16 protein-coding genes are annotated in these 15,363 nt (G+C 67.9%); 9 read left to right on the forward strand and 7 right to left on the reverse strand.

All coding sequences use genetic code 11. From position 1 onward, the window contains the following. Positions 1-3 precede the first annotated feature (3 nt). Together U5O44_RS20385 and dut are read left to right on the forward strand one after the other, a co-directional pair. Positions 4-417, forward strand: coding sequence for a GlcG/HbpS family heme-binding protein (locus U5O44_RS20385; protein ID WP_322590210.1), 414 nt, complete (start codon positions 4-6; stop codon positions 415-417). Between the two features lie 3 nt (positions 418-420). Continuing rightward, complete coding sequence (dut, locus tag U5O44_RS20390; protein ID WP_322590211.1) at positions 421-903, forward strand: dUTP diphosphatase; 483 nt, start codon at positions 421-423, stop codon at positions 901-903. 27 nt (positions 904-930) lie between these two features. Here the strand turns inward: dut and U5O44_RS20395 are convergent, their stop codons facing one another. Beyond that, positions 931-1,458: an FKBP-type peptidyl-prolyl cis-trans isomerase gene (locus U5O44_RS20395; RefSeq protein ID WP_322590212.1), complete on the reverse strand. Its 528-nt coding sequence runs from the start codon at positions 1,456-1,458 to the stop codon at positions 931-933. A gap of 64 nt (positions 1,459-1,522) precedes the next feature. Between U5O44_RS20395 and U5O44_RS20400 the strand changes: the two genes are divergently transcribed. After that, positions 1,523-2,722, forward strand: a complete 1,200-nt coding sequence (locus U5O44_RS20400; protein ID WP_322590213.1) for a cupin domain-containing protein — start codon at positions 1,523-1,525, stop codon at positions 2,720-2,722. Between the two features lie 316 nt (positions 2,723-3,038). Continuing rightward, positions 3,039-3,296, forward strand: a complete 258-nt coding sequence (locus U5O44_RS20405) for a hypothetical protein (protein ID WP_322590214.1) — start codon at positions 3,039-3,041, stop codon at positions 3,294-3,296. 65 nt (positions 3,297-3,361) lie between these two features. On the opposite strand, the gene bamC is transcribed toward U5O44_RS20405, so the two are convergent. From bamC to U5O44_RS20435, 6 genes are all read right to left on the reverse strand, one after another. Further along, complete coding sequence (bamC, locus tag U5O44_RS20410; RefSeq protein ID WP_322590215.1) at positions 3,362-4,516, reverse strand: outer membrane protein assembly factor BamC; 1,155 nt, start codon at positions 4,514-4,516, stop codon at positions 3,362-3,364. Between the two features lie 37 nt (positions 4,517-4,553). Then, positions 4,554-5,435 (reverse strand): 4-hydroxy-tetrahydrodipicolinate synthase, encoded by an 882-nt coding sequence (dapA, locus tag U5O44_RS20415; protein WP_322590216.1) that lies wholly within the window; start codon positions 5,433-5,435, stop codon positions 4,554-4,556. Positions 5,436-5,463: 28 nt separating this feature from the next. Then, positions 5,464-6,057: a class I SAM-dependent methyltransferase gene (locus tag U5O44_RS20420; RefSeq protein ID WP_322590217.1), complete on the reverse strand. Its 594-nt coding sequence runs from the start codon at positions 6,055-6,057 to the stop codon at positions 5,464-5,466. Next, the gene (locus U5O44_RS20425; protein WP_322590218.1) at positions 6,042-6,170 is read right to left on the reverse strand and encodes a hypothetical protein; all 129 of its coding nucleotides are present in this window, start codon (positions 6,168-6,170) and stop codon (positions 6,042-6,044) included. The genes U5O44_RS20420 and U5O44_RS20425 overlap by 16 nt, the downstream gene beginning before the upstream one ends. Further along, positions 6,167-7,402: an MFS transporter gene (locus U5O44_RS20430; RefSeq protein WP_322590219.1), complete on the reverse strand. Its 1,236-nt coding sequence runs from the start codon at positions 7,400-7,402 to the stop codon at positions 6,167-6,169. The genes U5O44_RS20425 and U5O44_RS20430 overlap by 4 nt, the downstream gene beginning before the upstream one ends. Before the next feature lie 78 nt (positions 7,403-7,480). Then, positions 7,481-8,218 carry a hypothetical protein gene (locus U5O44_RS20435; RefSeq protein WP_322590220.1) on the reverse strand — a complete coding sequence of 246 codons (738 nt, stop codon included), beginning with the start codon at positions 8,216-8,218 and terminating at the stop codon, positions 7,481-7,483. A 160-nt stretch (positions 8,219-8,378) separates the two neighbouring features. Between U5O44_RS20435 and U5O44_RS20440 the strand changes: the two genes are divergently transcribed. The 5 genes from U5O44_RS20440 to U5O44_RS20460 all read left to right on the forward strand — a co-directional run bounded on the left by U5O44_RS20440 (position 8,379) and on the right by U5O44_RS20460 (position 15,326). Continuing rightward, on the forward strand, positions 8,379-10,385 hold the full coding sequence (locus tag U5O44_RS20440) for a DNA topoisomerase IV subunit B (RefSeq protein ID WP_322590221.1): 2,007 nt from the start codon (positions 8,379-8,381) through the stop codon (positions 10,383-10,385). Between the two features lie 56 nt (positions 10,386-10,441). Continuing rightward, positions 10,442-11,671: a mechanosensitive ion channel gene (locus tag U5O44_RS20445; RefSeq protein ID WP_322590222.1), complete on the forward strand. Its 1,230-nt coding sequence runs from the start codon at positions 10,442-10,444 to the stop codon at positions 11,669-11,671. A gap of 18 nt (positions 11,672-11,689) precedes the next feature. Then, positions 11,690-13,276, forward strand: a complete 1,587-nt coding sequence (locus U5O44_RS20450; RefSeq protein WP_322590223.1) for a GAF domain-containing sensor histidine kinase — start codon at positions 11,690-11,692, stop codon at positions 13,274-13,276. Beyond that, on the forward strand, positions 13,273-13,941 hold the full coding sequence (locus U5O44_RS20455; RefSeq protein ID WP_322590224.1) for a response regulator transcription factor: 669 nt from the start codon (positions 13,273-13,275) through the stop codon (positions 13,939-13,941). The genes U5O44_RS20450 and U5O44_RS20455 overlap by 4 nt, the downstream gene beginning before the upstream one ends. A gap of 284 nt (positions 13,942-14,225) precedes the next feature. Beyond that, positions 14,226-15,326, forward strand: coding sequence for a hypothetical protein (locus U5O44_RS20460; RefSeq protein WP_322590225.1), 1,101 nt, complete (start codon positions 14,226-14,228; stop codon positions 15,324-15,326). Positions 15,327-15,363: the final 37 nt, after the last annotated feature.

A 15,363-nucleotide genomic window follows, 5' to 3' on the forward strand; every position in this document is an offset into this window, starting at 1 on the left:
TTCATGAAGACCAAGCCCGTATTGACGCTGGACGACACCCGCCGCATCGCCCAGGCCGCTGAAGCCGAAGCATTGCGCAACCAGTGGGCCGTGACGATCGCGATCGTCGACGATGGCGGCCACCTGCTGTGGCTGCAGCGACTGGATGGTGCCGCGCCGCTGTCGGCCCACATCGCACCGGCCAAGGCCCATACCGCGGCGCTCGGCCGCCGAGAGTCACGTGTCTACGAAGAAATGATCAACCAGGGGCGGGTGTCCTTCCTGAGTGCGCCTGTGGTGGAGGGGCTGCTGGAGGGCGGTGTGCCCATCGTGGTGCAGGGTGTCTGCGTCGGCGCTGTGGGTGTGAGCGGCGTCAAGTCGAGCGAAGACGCGCAGGTCGCACGCGCTGGCATCGCCGCGCTCGCGGCAGGAGCCTGAGGCGTGTCGGGGCCGGATGTCGAAGTCCAGGTGCTGGATCCGCGTCTGCAGGCATGGGGTTTGCCGCGCTACCAGAGCGAGCAGGCCGCGGGCATCGACCTGATCGCCTGCCTGGACGCTCCCCTGGAGGTCTTCCCCCAGGCGCAGGCGCAACTGGTGCCGACGGGGCTGGCCTTGCACATGAACGATGCCGGGTTCTGCGCACTGATCGTGCCGCGCTCCGGGCTCGGGCACAAGAAGGGGTTGGTGCTGGGCAACAGCATCGGTGTCATCGATGCGGACTACATGGCCCAGTGCTTTGTCAGTGTCTGGAACCGCAACCCGACCGGAGAGCCCATCGTGATCCAGCCAGGCGACCGGATCGCGCAGATGCTGTTCGTGCCGATCCTGCGGCCGCGGCTTGTGCTGGTGGACGAGTTCTCGGCCAGCAGCGAGCGGGGTATGGGTGGATTCGGTTCGACCGGCGTGGGCAGCACGCCGGGGTGAACGGGCCGTGAGGGCAGGGCGTGTGGGTCAGTGCAGGGTCGTGCCCGGAGGCATGACGCTGAACAGGCCGCCTTCGCCCTCGCCATCGCCGACGCTGCCCTGGGCGATCTCGGCTTCGGTGGCCTCGCGCACGCCGCGGACCTCCAGCTGGAGCACGAGCGCCACACCGGCCAGCGGATGGTTGCCGTCCAGCACCACATGGGTGTCGTACACCTCGGTGACGGTGTAGAGCATGTCCGTCGGCATGTCGGGCGTCGCGCTGCCCGGAGGCGGTCCCTCGAACTGCATGCCAGGCGAGACTTCGTCCGGAAAGATGCTGCGTTCCTCGAAGAACACCAGTTCGGCGTGGTAGTCGCCGAACGCATGTTCCGGCTCCAGATGGAGCGTGTTCTGGTAACCGACGCCCTGACCGGAGAGAACCTCTTCGACCTTGGCGAACAGGTCGTCGCCCCCGAAAAAGAACTCGACGGGTTCGCCAAGATCGTCGATCAATTGGCCATGGGTGTCTTCGAGTCGCCAGGTCAAGCTGACGACGCAAGGGGCTGATATCTGCATGGGCGACATCATCGCATGCGCGCGCGCCCGCGAGCACTGGCCGGCGGGCCGGCACAATGCAGGGATGAGCTCATCTACCGGACCTGAACTGCGGCTGCACCCTGATGTTGCCGTCCCTCCACTCGACCAGCCCGCCGTGTTGCTGGGTGGTCTGAGTCCCTGCGACTTCATGCAGAAACACTGGCAGCGCACGCCGTTGCTGGTGCGCCAGGCTTTGCCTGGTGTCCAGCCGCCGCTCACGCGTGCGGACCTCTTCAAGCTGGCCGAGAGCGAAGAGGTGGAATCCCGCCTGGTGACCCGCCGCGGTCGAGGTCCGGACGAGATCTGGCACCTGGAGCGTGGTCCTCTGCCCCGCCGTCGCCTGCCGGCGCTGAAGCAGCCGGACTGGACCGTGCTGGTCCAGGGGCTGGATCTGCACCTGCCGAGTGCCCAGGCACTGCTCGCGCAGTTCCGCTTCATTCCGCAGGCCAGGCTGGACGATCTGATGGTCTCCTGGGCAGCGGAAGGGGGCGGTGTGGGGCCACATTTCGATTCCTATGACGTGTTCCTGATCCAGGTCCAGGGTCAGCGCCGCTGGCGCATCGGACGCATGCCGGACGCCCGGCTGCGCCCGGACCTGCCCGTCAAGATCATCGAGAACTTCCAGCCCGAACAGGAGTGGGAGCTCTCTCCTGGTGACATGCTGTACCTGCCGCCTGGCTGGGCGCATGACGGCGACGCGGTGGGTGGCGAGTGCATGACCTGCTCGGTCGGGTTTCGGTCGCCCATGCGCTCCGAGCTGGCCCGTGAGACCTTGCTGCGGCTTGCCGACGCTGCAGAGGACGAGGGGGACGAAGGCGTCCGGCCTGTCGTGTATGCGGATCCAGGGCAGTCGGCGACGACAGCGCCCGGGCGGATCCCGGCCGAACTGGTCGAGTTCGCTGCGGATGGTCTTCGGCGTGTCCTTGAAGAGGCGGGTGCGCTGGAGCGTGCCCTGGGGGAGTACCTCAGCGAGCCCAAGCCGACTGTGAGTTTCGAGTTCGGTGATCCGCTGCCCGCTGGCAGTGGTGTGGTGCTGGATGCCCGCAGTTGCATGCTCTACGACGCGCACCATGTCTTCATGAACGGAGATTCGTGGCACGCTGCCGGGGAGGATGCACAGGTGCTGCAGTTGCTGGCGGATGCACGTCGGCTGGATGGCAACACCGTTTCAGCAGCCAGTGCGGCGGTGCGTGGTTTGCTGGAACAGTGGTGTGACGATGGCTGGATCCATCCGATGTCGTAGCGCCAATGACACACTTTGGTGCGATGCGCAAGCGAGAAAGCCAGTACGTTTGCACCGACAAGGTACGATTGTGGGCACAAAGGGACTCGTTCGCACAGCCAGTATCTGCTGGCTGGCTGCGGTGAGCACCTGAAGTCGAACCGGGAACGTAAGAAACCGAGTTGGTTTCGTTATGTATAATGGAAGGCTGGGTATGGAAATGCTCGAGCTTTTCGTGCCCGCGAAGGCGCTTGATGACTGGATGCTTCGAAAGCAGCTCGTCGGAGAGCCCGTCAATTACCGGTAATTGTTAGACTCTTTGACTGAGGAATAAAGCATGAACAAGTCGCTCCTGATGGCCGCCGTGATCGCCGCTGTTGCTCTGGCCGCCTGTGGCAAGAAGGAAGAAGTCGCTGCTGTCGCAGCCCCTGCCGTTGAAGCCGCCGCTTCGATGGCTGCTCCGGCTGTTGACGCTGCTGCCAGCGTTGCTGACGCTGCCTCCGGTGCCGCTGCCGCTGTGGTGGACGCCGCTTCCGGCGCTGCTGCTGCCGTGGCCGATGCTGCTTCGGCCGCCGCCGACGCCGCTTCCAAGTAAGCTAGCGACCGCGCATAAAAAAGCCGCCTCAGGGCGGCTTTTTTTCGTCCAGGCGGTGCTGAAACTCAGCGTAACTCGTTGACGAGCAGATTGGCGATATTGCGCGCACCGTCATCCCCGGCGGGCTGACCTTTGTCGTCGAGTATGGCGACCGAGCTGGAGGCGCTGTTGTCTGCCGTCAGTTTCAATCGGTAGCGGGTGCCTTGCAGGTCTTCCTTGCGCGCACCGGAGAATACCCGGGAGAAAAACCCCGGCTCTTCCATGCCCGTCAGTTTGGGATCGACGTAGCGCACCAGATAGGAGTTCTGTGTGCGGTCGCGTTCTTCGACGGTGAAGCCGCTGCGGTCCAGCGCCAGTCCGACCCGGCGCCAGCTGCGCTCTGCACTGTCGTCGATCTGCAACGCTGTTCCACTCGTCGGTGTCAGCAGCCGCGCTCTGGCCGGGCCAGTCGCCACCGCGCCGATGGTGCGTGCCGCGGCCTCGACCGCCTTGGGGTCGCCGGCCTTGCCACCCGTGTCCACCCCTGACAGCCGAAGCATCAGCCGCGCCAGCATCTCTGCCTCCAGGCCGGAATCGGTGGGTCGGTTCTGCCAGCGCAGAGACTCGCCGCCGCGGTCGACCGAGCCTACCTGCTCGACACCGCGATGGCTGATGTAGATCTCCGTGACCTCGCCATTGCGCTCGACCCGCGTGCGGAAGCGGTCGCGCTCGCTGGTGTCGCGCAGCTTGTCAAAGACCTTGCCAACCGTGCGGCTGATGATGTCGTTGGGCAGCTTGGCGCGGTTCTCGCTCCAGTCGGTTTCCATGATGCCGACCTGGGGCGTGTCCGTGACCAGCGAGAAGCCGTTGTCCTGCCAGAACGTGCGCAGCGTGCCCCAGAGCTGGTCCGGCGTCTGGCGGACGACGAGCCAGCGCTGGTCACCCGCCCGCTCGACACGGATGTCGGCACTGGCACGCGGCATCACCGCCACTGCGCCCGCGCCAGGCTGTGGCGAGGATTCCGTCGTCTGCATCGCATTGGCGCTGACCGTGCCCCCGACCGGCGGCTGGTAGCGGGGGTCGTTGGACAACTGGGTCAAGTCGGGCGGAACCTGCAGCGTCGGCGCAGGGGTGGAAGAGGCCGAGCGGTAGTCGATCTTGCTCGACGTGAACGAGTCTGACACGGTCGTGCAGCCACCGAGGCCGCAAGCGATCAGGGCCACCGCCAGTGAGGTGCGCATGGGATGGCCTAGGGGCATCATCGGGTTGCTTTTCATCTCAGAGCAGGCCGGCTTCACGCATCGCGCCTTCGAGCGGCGCGACCAGGCTGTCGGACATCGGCACCATCGGCAGACGCAGTGCGCCACCACACAGGCCCAGGCGCTGCATCGCCCACTTGACCGGCACGGGGTTCGGTTCAGCGAACAGCAGCTTGTTCAGCGACAGCAGCTTGAAGTGGATGTCGCGGGCGGTCTTCGCGTCACCCGCCACTGCCGCGCGGCACAGGTCGGCCATGGCGCGCGGAGCGATGTTGGCCGTGACGCTCACGTTCCCCTGGCCGCCCATCAGCATCAGTGCGATGGCCGTGCCGTCGTCACCGGAGTAGACGCCGAAGCCTGTCGGCGCGTGCTTGATCAGCCAGCAGGCGCGCTCGATGTTGCCGGTGGCTTCCTTGATGCCGATCACGCCGGGCAGACTGGCCAGACGCAGTGCCGTCTCGGGCAGCATGTCTGCAACGGTCCGGCCGGGCACGTTGTAGAGCATCACGGGGATGTCCACGGCTTCCGTGATGGCCTTGAAGTGCTGGAACATGCCTTCTTGCGAAGGCTTGTTGTAGTAGGGCACGACGCTGAGCGTGCAGTCTGCGCCGACTTCACGGGCGAACTTCGACAGTTCGATGGCTTCGCGGGTCGAATTGCCCCCGGCGCCGGCCATCACCGGCACGCGGCCGGCGGTCTGCTCGACGGCAACGCGGATGATCTCGCAGTGCTCTTCCACCGACACCGTGGGCGATTCGCCGGTGGTGCCGACGACGCCGATGCAGGCCGTGCCTTCGGCGATGTGCCAGTCGATCAGGCGGCGCAGGCTGGGGTAGTCCACGCTGCCGTCTTCATGCATCGGCGTGACGAGTGCGACGATGCTGCCAATGATGGGGTTCATGTGCAATAGTCCTTGTGATCTCGGGATTCTAACTGCCGTGCAACGGCCACCGTTCCGGCTTGGCTGACGTGTCGGCGAGGGGCTGGCGCACGGCGGCGATGCGTTGCACGAAGCGCGGCGGTGCGTCGAGAAAACCGTCCTCGTAGGCAATGACCCGCAGCGCCGGGCGCACCATGTCCAGCAACTCGCCCGGCTGCAGCAGGAAATCGGGTCGCGACGGCTTGCCTACGCTGGCGTTGCCGTGTGCGAAGGTCTCGTAGAGCAGCACGCCGCCCGGGGCCACACTGGCGATGATCGTCGGCATCAGCGGGCGCCAGAGGTAGTTCGTGACGACGACGGCGTCGAACTGGCGGTCCGGCAACGGCCAGGGACCGTGTTCGATGTCGGCCAGAACGACCTCGGCGGCGATGCCGTGCAGCGTGGCCAGGGCGGTGGCGTCCCGGTCGACTGCCACGACCCGTGCCCCACGCGCCGTGAGCCAGCGCACATGGCGGCCGCTGCCGCAGGCAAGGTCCAGCACGCGGGCGCCATGGTCCGGGTTCGGGATCAGGCCTGCGTGGCGTCGGATCCAGTCGGACGGGTTCGGATGCGGGTTCAGGTGTGTGCTCAGAAACAGCTCCACAGGCGGTTGCCCAGATCGACGATGAGCGCTGGCTGGAGATAGGCCGCGAACACCAGTGCGAGCGCTGCCGCCGCCATGGCGCCGACCAGCCACTGGCGCACGGGGGGCCTCATGCCGGCTGGGCCACCGGCCGGACGATGGCGCTTTCGCGCACCGGCAGGTTCACCAGCGCGGCGAACACGCCCAGCGCCACGGCGATGCCCCAGACGATGTCGTAGCTGCCGGTGCGGTCATACAGCAGTCCGCCCAGCCAGACGCCGAGGAAGGAGCCGATCTGGTGGCTGAGGAACACGAAGCCGCCGAGCATCGACAGGTACTGCACGCCGAAGATCTGCGCCACGACCGCATTGGTGGGCGGTACGGTGGACAGCCACAGCACGCCCATCACGGCCGAGAACAGGTAGACGCTCATCGGCGTCAGCGGCGCGGCGAGGAACGCGAGGATCACCACCGAGCGGGCGAGGTAGATGCCGGCCAGGATGTGCCGCTTGGCCATGCGCTGGCCGAGCGAGCCGGCCGCATAGGTGCCGATCACATTGAACAGGCCGATCAGCGCCAGCGCGGTCGTGGCCACCTCGGGCGCCATGCCGTGGTCCTTCAGGTAGCTCGGCATGTGCACGCCGATGAAGACCACCTGGAAGCCGCAGACGAAGTAGCCCGCCATCAGCAGCTGGAAGCTGCGGTAGCCCATCGCTTCGCGCAGCGCGGCACCGATGCTCTGCTGCGGGCGCACCGGGCCACCGGCCAGTGTCGGCTCGCGCAGACCCCAGGCCAGCGGGATGATGATCAGGGCCGCGCCGCCCAGCAGCACCAGCGCCTGCTGCCAGCCGAGGTGTGCGATCAGCCAGTTCTCCACCGGCACCATCAGGAACTGGCCGAAGGAGCCTGCCGCCGCCGCCACGCCCATCGCCCACGAGCGCTTGAGCGGGTCGATCTGGCGCCCGATCACGCCGTAGACCACGGCGTAGGTCGTGCCCGACTGCGCCATGCCGATCATCAGCCCGGTGCTGGCGATGAAGGCCGGCCCGCTCGTGGCCTGCGACATCAGCACCAGCCCGCCCGCGTAGAGCAGGCTGCCGCCCAACAGCACGCGGAAGGCGCCGAAGCGGTCCGCTAGCATGCCGGCAATCGGCCCGGCCAGACCCCAGGACAGGTTCTGCACCGCCATCGCGAAGGCGAAGGTCTGGCGGGTCCAGCCGCGCTCCATCGTGATCGGCGCCAGCCACAGGCCGAAGCCGTGGCGGATGCCCATCGACAGCGTGACGATGAGCGCGCCGCACAGCAGCACCTGCGTCATCGACAGGCGGGCTGGGACGTCAGGGGCGGACGGACGTGAGGAGTGCATCACGCGGACTGTAGCGAACTTCACTTGCAGCCGCTGACGCGCAGGTGCCAGCGCTCCGCGTGCGCTCTGGCCCCGGCATCAGAACCGGAAGCCGGCCTTGAGTCCGTAGCTGGTGGCGTCGCCCGTCTTGTCCACCTCGGCGGCCAGGTTCACCAGGCCCAGGTTGATGTTGACGCCGCCGAAGAGGCGGGTCTGGTTGAGGCGCTCGGCCTTGAGTGCTGTCGTGCCGGTGACCTGCGTGCGGGTGCTGACGCTGCCGATGCCGGCGTAGGGCGTCACGAACAGGAAGCCCTTGGAGATCGACACGTCCAGCCCGGCGCTGCTGGCCTTGAGCTGGTCGATGCCGCTGAGCTGCGCATAGCTGGCGCGCACGGCGATGGCCGGGGTCAGCACGCCGCCGGGCACGAACGCCCAGCGCAGCTCGCCGCCCGCCGTGGTGGCGCCCGTCGTCGGCACGCGGCCCAGCGCGGCGCCGATGTCGATGTTGAACGGCAGGCCCTTGACCACGCGCACGGAGGCCACCGGCAGCGCCTTGGGCACGTCGGCACCGGCGGCGGCCTTGGACAGCACGTCGCGGTGCTGCAGTTCGGTGGCCGTCACACCGATGCCGATGTCGAAGCCGATCACCCCCAGCGACTCGGCCGGCACCAGCGCCTTGTACGACAGCGCGGCGCCCAGGTCTTCGCTCAGCGCGCGGAACTCGGACTGCGTCAGCAGGTTGAGGGTGTTGATCTCCAGCGCGTGGGCGCCGCCAGTGGCCAGCAGGGTGGTCGCGGCGGCCGAGGCCGTCAGCAGGGTGCGCAGTGCGAGCGTCATTCGGGTGTCCTTCGGGTTCAGGAGCCAGGGAGCGGGCAGGCTAGCACCCGGGTATTTCCGACTTGTGCCGGGCGTGTGACGGACTGCGCTGAAGTGTGGGAAGTTGCGCCACGGCGCGCAGACGCTGCTGCCGCCTGTTGCAAACCTACAATCCGCCGCCATGGCCACCAAGACCCCGACTTCTCCCTCCTCCTCGTCCCCCGCTGCGTATGGCGAAGCCTCGATCCGCGTCCTGAAAGGGCTGGAGCCGGTCAAGCAGCGCCCGGGCATGTACACCCGCACCGAGAATCCGCTGCACATGGTGCAGGAGGCGATCGACAACGCTGCCGACGAGGCACTCGCCCACCACGGCAAGCGCATCGGCGTGACCCTGCACACCGACGGCTCGGTCAGCGTCGAGGACGATGGCCGCGGCATCCCCTTCGGCCTGCACCCGGACGAAGGCGTGCCGGTGGTCGAGATCGTGTTCACCCGGCTGCATGCAGGCGGCAAGTTCGACAAGGGCTCGGGCGGCGCCTACAGCTTCTCGGGCGGTCTGCACGGTGTGGGCGTGTCGGTGACGAACGCGCTGGCGACCCGGCTGCAGGTGACGGTGTGGCGCGAGAAGCAGGTCGCCACGCTGGCCTTTGCCGGCGGCGACGTGGTCGAGCCGCTGGTGGTCCGCCCGGCCGGGCCGCCCTCGTCCGGCGACCGCAAGCAGGGCACGACGGTGCGCGTCTGGCCGGACCCGAAGTACTTCGAATCGGCCGAGCTGCCCAAGCAGGAACTGGTGCACCTGCTGCGCAGCAAGGCGGTGCTGATGCCGGGCGTGACCGTCACGCTCACCCACGAGAAGACTGGCGAGGTCCAGACCTGGCTGTACCAGGGCGGCCTGCGCGACTACCTGGCGCAGCACCTGAACGGCGAGCCGCTGATCCCGCTGTTCGAGGGCGCGCAGTACGCCAGCAGCGGTGCAGACGAAACCTTTGCGGAAGGCGAGGGTGCCGCCTGGTGTGTCTCCTTCAGCGAGGAGGGCGCCAACCTGCGCGAGAGCTATGTCAACCTGATCCCGACGATCGCCGGCGGCACGCACGAGGCCGGGTTGAAGGACGGGCTGTTCCAGGCGGTCAAGGGCTTCGTCGAGATGCATGCACTGTGCCCCAAGGGCGTGAAGCTGATGCCGGACGATGTGTTCAGTCGGGCCAGCTATGTGCTGTCGGCCAAGGTGCTCGATCCGCAGTTCCAGGGCCAGACCAAGGAGCGCCTGAACAGCCGCGACGCGCTGCGGCTGGTGTCGTCGTTCGTGAAGCCGACGCTGGAGCTGTGGCTGAGCCAGCATGTCGAGCATGGCAAGAAGCTGGCCGAGCTGGTCATCAAGCAGGCGCAGGCGCGTCAGCGCGCCGGACAGAAGGTCGAGAAGAAGAAAGGCTCCGGCGTCGCCGTGCTGCCCGGCAAGCTCACCGACTGCGAGAGCCGCGACCTGGCGATGAACGAGGTCTTCCTGGTCGAGGGCGACTCCGCCGGCGGCAGCGCCAAGATGGGCCGCAACAAGGAGACGCAGGCCGTGCTGCCGCTGCGCGGCAAGGTGCTCAATGCCTGGGAGGTCGAGCGCGACCGGCTCTTCGCCAACAACGAGATCCACGACATCGCCGTGGCGGTGGGGGTCGATCCGCACGGAGCGAACGACCAGCCCGATCTGTCGGGTCTGCGCTACGGCAAGGTCTGCATCCTCAGCGACGCGGATGTCGATGGCTCGCACATCCAGGTGCTGCTGCTGACATTGTTCTTCCGCCATTTCCCCCGGCTGGTCGAGAACGGACACCTCTACATCGCCAAACCACCGTTGTACCGCGTCGATGCGGCCGCCCGCGGCAAGAAGCCGGCCGCGAAGTTTTACGCACTTGATGAAGGCGAATTGCAGGCGATACTTGACAAGCTGCGCAAGGAAGGCGCGCGCGATGGGTCATGGAACATCAGCCGCTTCAAGGGTCTGGGCGAGATGAACGCCGAGCAGCTCTGGGAGACCACGCTGAACCCGGACACGCGCCGGCTGATGCGGGTGGACTGTGGTGTGCTGGACGCGGCCGCCACGACCGCCGCGCTCACGCGGCTGATGGGCAAGGGTGAAGCCGCCTCGCGGCGTGAACTGATGGAGCTGCACGGCGATGCAGTCGATGTCGATGTCTGAAATCTGAAGTCTGAAATCTGACCGGCTGGACGCTGGTGCCTGGATGGGGGTGGGGTATGGAGCAGATCAATGGTGTGGTCGGGCCGCTGGCGGCCGGAATGGGGCCGTACGCGCCCAAGGTGATCGGTGCGCTGGTGATGGTGCTGATCGCCTGGATCGCCAGCCGGCTGGTGCGCACGGCGGTGACGCAGCTGTGCCACAAGCGCGGGCTGGACGAGCGGCTGCAGTCCCCTGGCTTCTCGGCGATGCTGGCCAATGTGGGCGTCGGCATGGTCTGGCTGTTCACGCTGCCGGGGCTGCTGGAGACGCTCGAACTCAAGGGCCTGCTCGACCCGGTCAATGTCATGGTGTCGCGCATCATGGGGTTCGTGCCCAATCTGGTCGGCACCATCGTGGTGTTCGGCATCGGTTTTCTGGTGGCCCGCATCGTGCGCCAGATCATCACCGGCATGCTGCGCGCCGCCGGCTCCGAGAAGATGGCCGAGCGCATGGGGCTGACCACCTCGCTCGGCGAGGGCGGGCTGGCCGGACTGGTCGGCGCATTGGTCTTCGCCTTCATCATGCTGCCGGTGCTGGCGGCCTCCCTGGAGCCGCTCGGGCTGGACGCGGTGACCAAGCCGGTGAGCAACCTGCTCGACACCGTGATCGCGCTGATCCCGAAGGTCACCGCATCGGTCATCATCATCGCCGTCGCCGCGCTGATCGGGCGTGCCGTGGCGGGCATCGTCACCGGCCTCCTCGGCGGCATGGGTTTCGACAGGCTTTCGCAGCACCTGGGGCTGGGCTCGACCACCCGCGCCGGTGCGCGCACGCCGTCCGAGCTGGCGGGCTCGGTGGTGATGTTCGCCATCGTGAGCGTGGCGGTGGTGCAGGCCTGCGAGGTGCTTGGCTTCGCCATCCTGACCCAGCTGGTCGTCAACCTCGGCGCAGTGCTGGCAGGGGTGGCGGTGGCGGGAGTCGTGATGCTTGGCGGCCTGTGGCTGTCGAACTGGGTGGCCGGGCTCATCCGGGCCGGATCGGCGGCGAATGCGCCGGCGCTGGCGAACCTGGTGCGGGGCGCGATCCTGTTCTTCACGGCGGCGCTGGCGCTGCGCCAGGCGGGTCTGCCGGGCGACATCGTGGGCATCGCCTTCGGTTCGGTGGTGGGCGCGATCGCGGTGGGTGCGGCGGTGGCGGTGGGTGTCGGCGGCCGGCATGTGGCCGGACGTCTGCTGGAAGAGGCCGTGGACGCGCTGCGCACCACGCCCCCGGAGACCGACACCCCCCCCATCAAGTTCCCGGACTGATTGCCGGCTGCACACGGCATGTGGGCCCGACTGCGCCGCCGCCATTTCGACAGCCGTCCGCTGGCGTGGCAGTTCGCGGCTGTGCTGCTGCTGCCGGCCCTGCTGGCCGCGGCCGGGTTGCGCTGGGGGCTGCAGGTGTCGGGCGGTCTGGTCGGGGCGGTCCTGGTGACGGCGGCGCTGTGCGCGGCGGTCAGTGCAGCGCTGGCGCACCGGGTGGGCCAGTCGATCCGGCAGCTCACCGCGGCGACCCAGCAGGTGCGCCGCAGCGCCGCGGTCGATGACACCAACCTGCCTTTGCAGACCGGCAGTGCCGAACTGCAGCGTGCCAGCGCGGGTCTGCGCCGGCTCATCGAGGTCTGGCGCCGGCGGCACCGTGACCTGCTCGCGCAGACCGAATCGCTCGGCCAGCGCCTGGCCTTGCGCACGCACGAACTCTCGACCCTGCAGGATCTCTCGATCGGACTGGCCAGCAAGACGGAGCTGCACGAGCTGATCGCCGAGGCGCTGGGCGCGCTGGAGCAGACCATGGCCTACAGCAGCGCCTCGGTCTGGTCGCGCACGGCCCGCGACGAAGGGGGGCAGGTCGTGCTGATGGGCTACCGCCAGCACGAGGACTCGGACGCGCCGGTGCCAAGCGAAGACCTCACCGGCATGCGGCTGTCCCGCGCCAATCTGCAGCATTACGAGCACATCGAGCGCGATTGCGCGCCGATCGTCGAGAACCATGTGCGCCAGAGCCTGCTGTCGTGGCTGTGGTCCTGGCTGTCGGACGATGCCCGCACCTCGGGCCTGTACCGGAGCACGAAGGCCTGGATGGCGGTGCCGCTGCAGTCGCGCGAGTCGGTGCTGGGCGTGTTGCGGGTGGACCACGAAGAGCCGGATTTCTTCGACGAGGAGCGGGTGCGGCTGCTCACGGCGGTCGGCAGCCAGACCGGGTTGGCGATGCGCCACGCGCAGCTGCTGTCGCAGCAGAGGGACCAGGCGATCGTGGCCGAGCGCAACCGCATCGCGCGCGACCTGCACGACGCCGTGTCGCAGACCCTGTTCGCTGCCAACGTGATTGCCGGCACGCTCGGCCGGCTGGCCGAGCGGCTGGTCCGGATCGATCCGAGCGCCAGCGCGCTGCAGCAGCAGGCCGAGGCCCTGGAGCGGCTCAACAAGGGGGCGCTGTCCGAGATGCGGCTGCTGATGTTCGAGCTGCGCCCGGATGCGCTGCAGCACCTGCCGCTGGCCGAGCTGCTCCAGCACGCCATCGACGCACTGGCCGGACGCGGTGACATCGAGGTGTCACACCGCCTGGCCCGCGAGGACCGGCTGCCGAGCGCGATCCGCATCCATCTCTACCGCATCGTCCAGGAAGCGCTGTCCAACATCGGCCGCCACAGCGGGGCCAGCCATGCCGTCATCGAATGGATCGTCCCCGAACACGGTGTCGGCGGGCGTTTGCGCATCGCCGATGATGGCCATGGCTTCGACCCCGGCGTCTCGCCACCGGGTCACTTCGGCCTGCGCAACATGGCCGAGCGGGCCGCCGAGATCGGCGCGACCTGGCACATCACCTCGGGACCGGACGAGGGCACTGAAATCCGGCTGGAGCTGACATGAACAAGAACGACCACACGAACGACCCGCACGCCGCGCGCATCAGCGTCTTCATCGTCGACGACCACCCGATGATCCGGGCCGGCCTGGTGGGGATGATCCGGGGGGAGAGCGATTTCCACTGCCTCGGCGAAGCCGGACATGGATCGGACGCCGTGCGGATGATCCCGGCCCTGCAGCCGGATGTCGTGCTGATGGACCTGCTGATGCCCCAGATGGACGGCATCGAGGCCATCCGGCAGCTGCGTCCGCTGGTGCCGAAGACCCGCTTTCTCATCCTCACCAGCCTGACCGAGCCGGGCGAGGTGCAGCGTGCGCTGGCCGCCGGGGCGGTGGGGTATCTGACGAAGACCGCCTCGGCGCACGAGCTGGTCAACACGATCCGGGCGGCCTATGGCGGCCGGCGGGTGCTGTCGGCGGAGGCGACGGAGGCGCTGATCAGCGTGTCCCAGACCGCCGCACCCGGCGCGGACCTGACCCAGCGCGAGCGCGAGCTGCTGGCGCACATGGCCCGCGGCCTGAGCAACCAGGACATCTCGGACCAGCTCGGCATCGCGCTGCCGACGGTGAAGTTCCACATCACCAACATCCTCAGCAAGCTCGGCGTGAGCAACCGCACCGAGGCGGTGCTGCTGGCGCTGCGCCACAAGCTGGTGCCGCCGAACTGAGCGGTGCGGGCGGTACGGCCCGTACCAAAGGATGGCTGCCTGCCCGCCCTTGGGTTGGCCGCGCCGCACAGGCTCCCGCCTACCATCGTTTCTGCGAGCCACCATGTCCTCCCCCCCGCGGACGGCTCGCAGGGAACATAACTGGCAGGGAGGAACTTTTTTCGCAAACTACAGGAATCTGCCAGATTCCCCCGGGGTTGTGACGAGGGGCCGGCGCAGAGTGCGACGGCAGGGCATCGATACTGCGTGATCGACGTTTCTGCCTGGCTGCTGCCCCGACGCCCATGTCCGTTCTTTCTCGCACGCTGTGCGCGCTGACTGCCCTCATCGGGTTCGCCGCGCACGCCTCGCCCACGCTGGCCGGCTGCCAGCTGTTTCCCCCCCAAGCGATCTTCAACCAGCGCATCGACGATGTGCAGCGTTTCCCGCCGCATGCGCGCAGCGCTGCGTGGCTGGACAGCATCGGACTGGGGCGCAAGCTCCACGCCGACTGGGGCCGCACGGTCGACCCGACCCAGACCGAGCGCTACTACGGCATTCCGTTCAATGTGGTCGACGGCACCCCCGCCACCACCCGGTGGCCGCTGGTGAGCCATGCCATCCAGGATGGGCGCGACGCCAATGGCCAAGGCGTTCCCTCGGAAAGCGACTGCGCCGTGGGCGACCAGGGCACTCCTGCCATCCGGCGTGGCTGCGATGGCGTGATTCCCTCGCGGCGGCGTTTCCCCTATCCGAACGACGCACTGCTGAAGGCCGAACGCGGTGCCTGCAACGATCCTGCCACCTGCGGCGACCGGCATGTGCTGGTGCTGGAGCAGGGCGCCTGCCGGCTCTGGGAAAGCTATTTCAGCTACCAGGTGAACGGACGATGGGGCGCCTATTCCACCGCGGCCTGGGATCTGAAGTCGATGGAGATGCGCCCGGACGGCTGGACCTCGGCCGACGCGGCCGGCTTGCCCATCCTGCCCTTGCTGGCGCGCATCGACGAGGTGGAGGCGGGGGTCATTGCCCACGCGCTGCGGGTGACCTTCCGCGACGCCGTGCTCGACCGGCGCTACACCTGGCCGGCCAGCCATGCCGCGGGGACGACTCGGGCCGACGGCATCCCGTTTGGCGCACTGCTGCGCTTGCGGGCGGATTTCGACATCCCGTTCTGGTGGACGGCCCAGGCCAAGGTGCTGGCGCGGGCGATGCAGAAGTACGGGCTCTATGTGGCCGACATCGGCTCGGACTTCTTCGTGCAGGGCGATCCGGATGAGCGCTGGAGCCGGCTGACGATCTGGCAGATCCAGCGCATGAAGCTCAACGACTTCGAGTTCGTCGACCTCGGGGCCATCACGCGCCACCCGCGCTTCGATCCGCGGTCCTACCAGGCTGCGTGGTGACGGTGACGGTAACGGTGACGTTGACGGTGCCGACCCC

Origin of the sequence: Sphaerotilus sp. (genome assembly GCF_034519685.1) — a bacterium.
GTDB lineage: Bacteria > Pseudomonadota > Gammaproteobacteria > Burkholderiales > Burkholderiaceae_C > Sphaerotilus.

Excerpts from the sequence above, each read along its gene's own strand:
- U5O44_RS20385 (WP_322590210.1), top strand. The coding sequence starts at position 4 with ATGAAGACCAAGCCCGTATTGACGCTGGACGACACCCGCCGCATCGCC.
- U5O44_RS20395 (WP_322590212.1), bottom strand. The coding sequence starts at position 1,458 with ATGCAGATATCAGCCCCTTGCGTCGTCAGCTTGACCTGGCGACTCGAA.
- U5O44_RS20400 (WP_322590213.1), top strand. The coding sequence starts at position 1,523 with ATGAGCTCATCTACCGGACCTGAACTGCGGCTGCACCCTGATGTTGCC.
- U5O44_RS20405 (WP_322590214.1), top strand. The coding sequence starts at position 3,039 with ATGAACAAGTCGCTCCTGATGGCCGCCGTGATCGCCGCTGTTGCTCTG.
- bamC (WP_322590215.1), bottom strand. The coding sequence starts at position 4,516 with ATGCGCACCTCACTGGCGGTGGCCCTGATCGCTTGCGGCCTCGGTGGC.
- dapA (WP_322590216.1), bottom strand. The coding sequence starts at position 5,435 with ATGAACCCCATCATTGGCAGCATCGTCGCACTCGTCACGCCGATGCAT.
- U5O44_RS20425 (WP_322590218.1), bottom strand. The coding sequence starts at position 6,170 with ATGAGGCCCCCCGTGCGCCAGTGGCTGGTCGGCGCCATGGCGGCGGCA.
- U5O44_RS20430 (WP_322590219.1), bottom strand. The coding sequence starts at position 7,402 with ATGCACTCCTCACGTCCGTCCGCCCCTGACGTCCCAGCCCGCCTGTCG.
- U5O44_RS20435 (WP_322590220.1), bottom strand. The coding sequence starts at position 8,218 with ATGACGCTCGCACTGCGCACCCTGCTGACGGCCTCGGCCGCCGCGACC.
- U5O44_RS20440 (WP_322590221.1), top strand. The coding sequence starts at position 8,379 with ATGGCCACCAAGACCCCGACTTCTCCCTCCTCCTCGTCCCCCGCTGCG.
- U5O44_RS20445 (WP_322590222.1), top strand. The coding sequence starts at position 10,442 with ATGGAGCAGATCAATGGTGTGGTCGGGCCGCTGGCGGCCGGAATGGGG.
- U5O44_RS20450 (WP_322590223.1), top strand. The coding sequence starts at position 11,690 with ATGTGGGCCCGACTGCGCCGCCGCCATTTCGACAGCCGTCCGCTGGCG.
- U5O44_RS20455 (WP_322590224.1), top strand. The coding sequence starts at position 13,273 with ATGAACAAGAACGACCACACGAACGACCCGCACGCCGCGCGCATCAGC.
- U5O44_RS20460 (WP_322590225.1), top strand. The coding sequence starts at position 14,226 with ATGTCCGTTCTTTCTCGCACGCTGTGCGCGCTGACTGCCCTCATCGGG.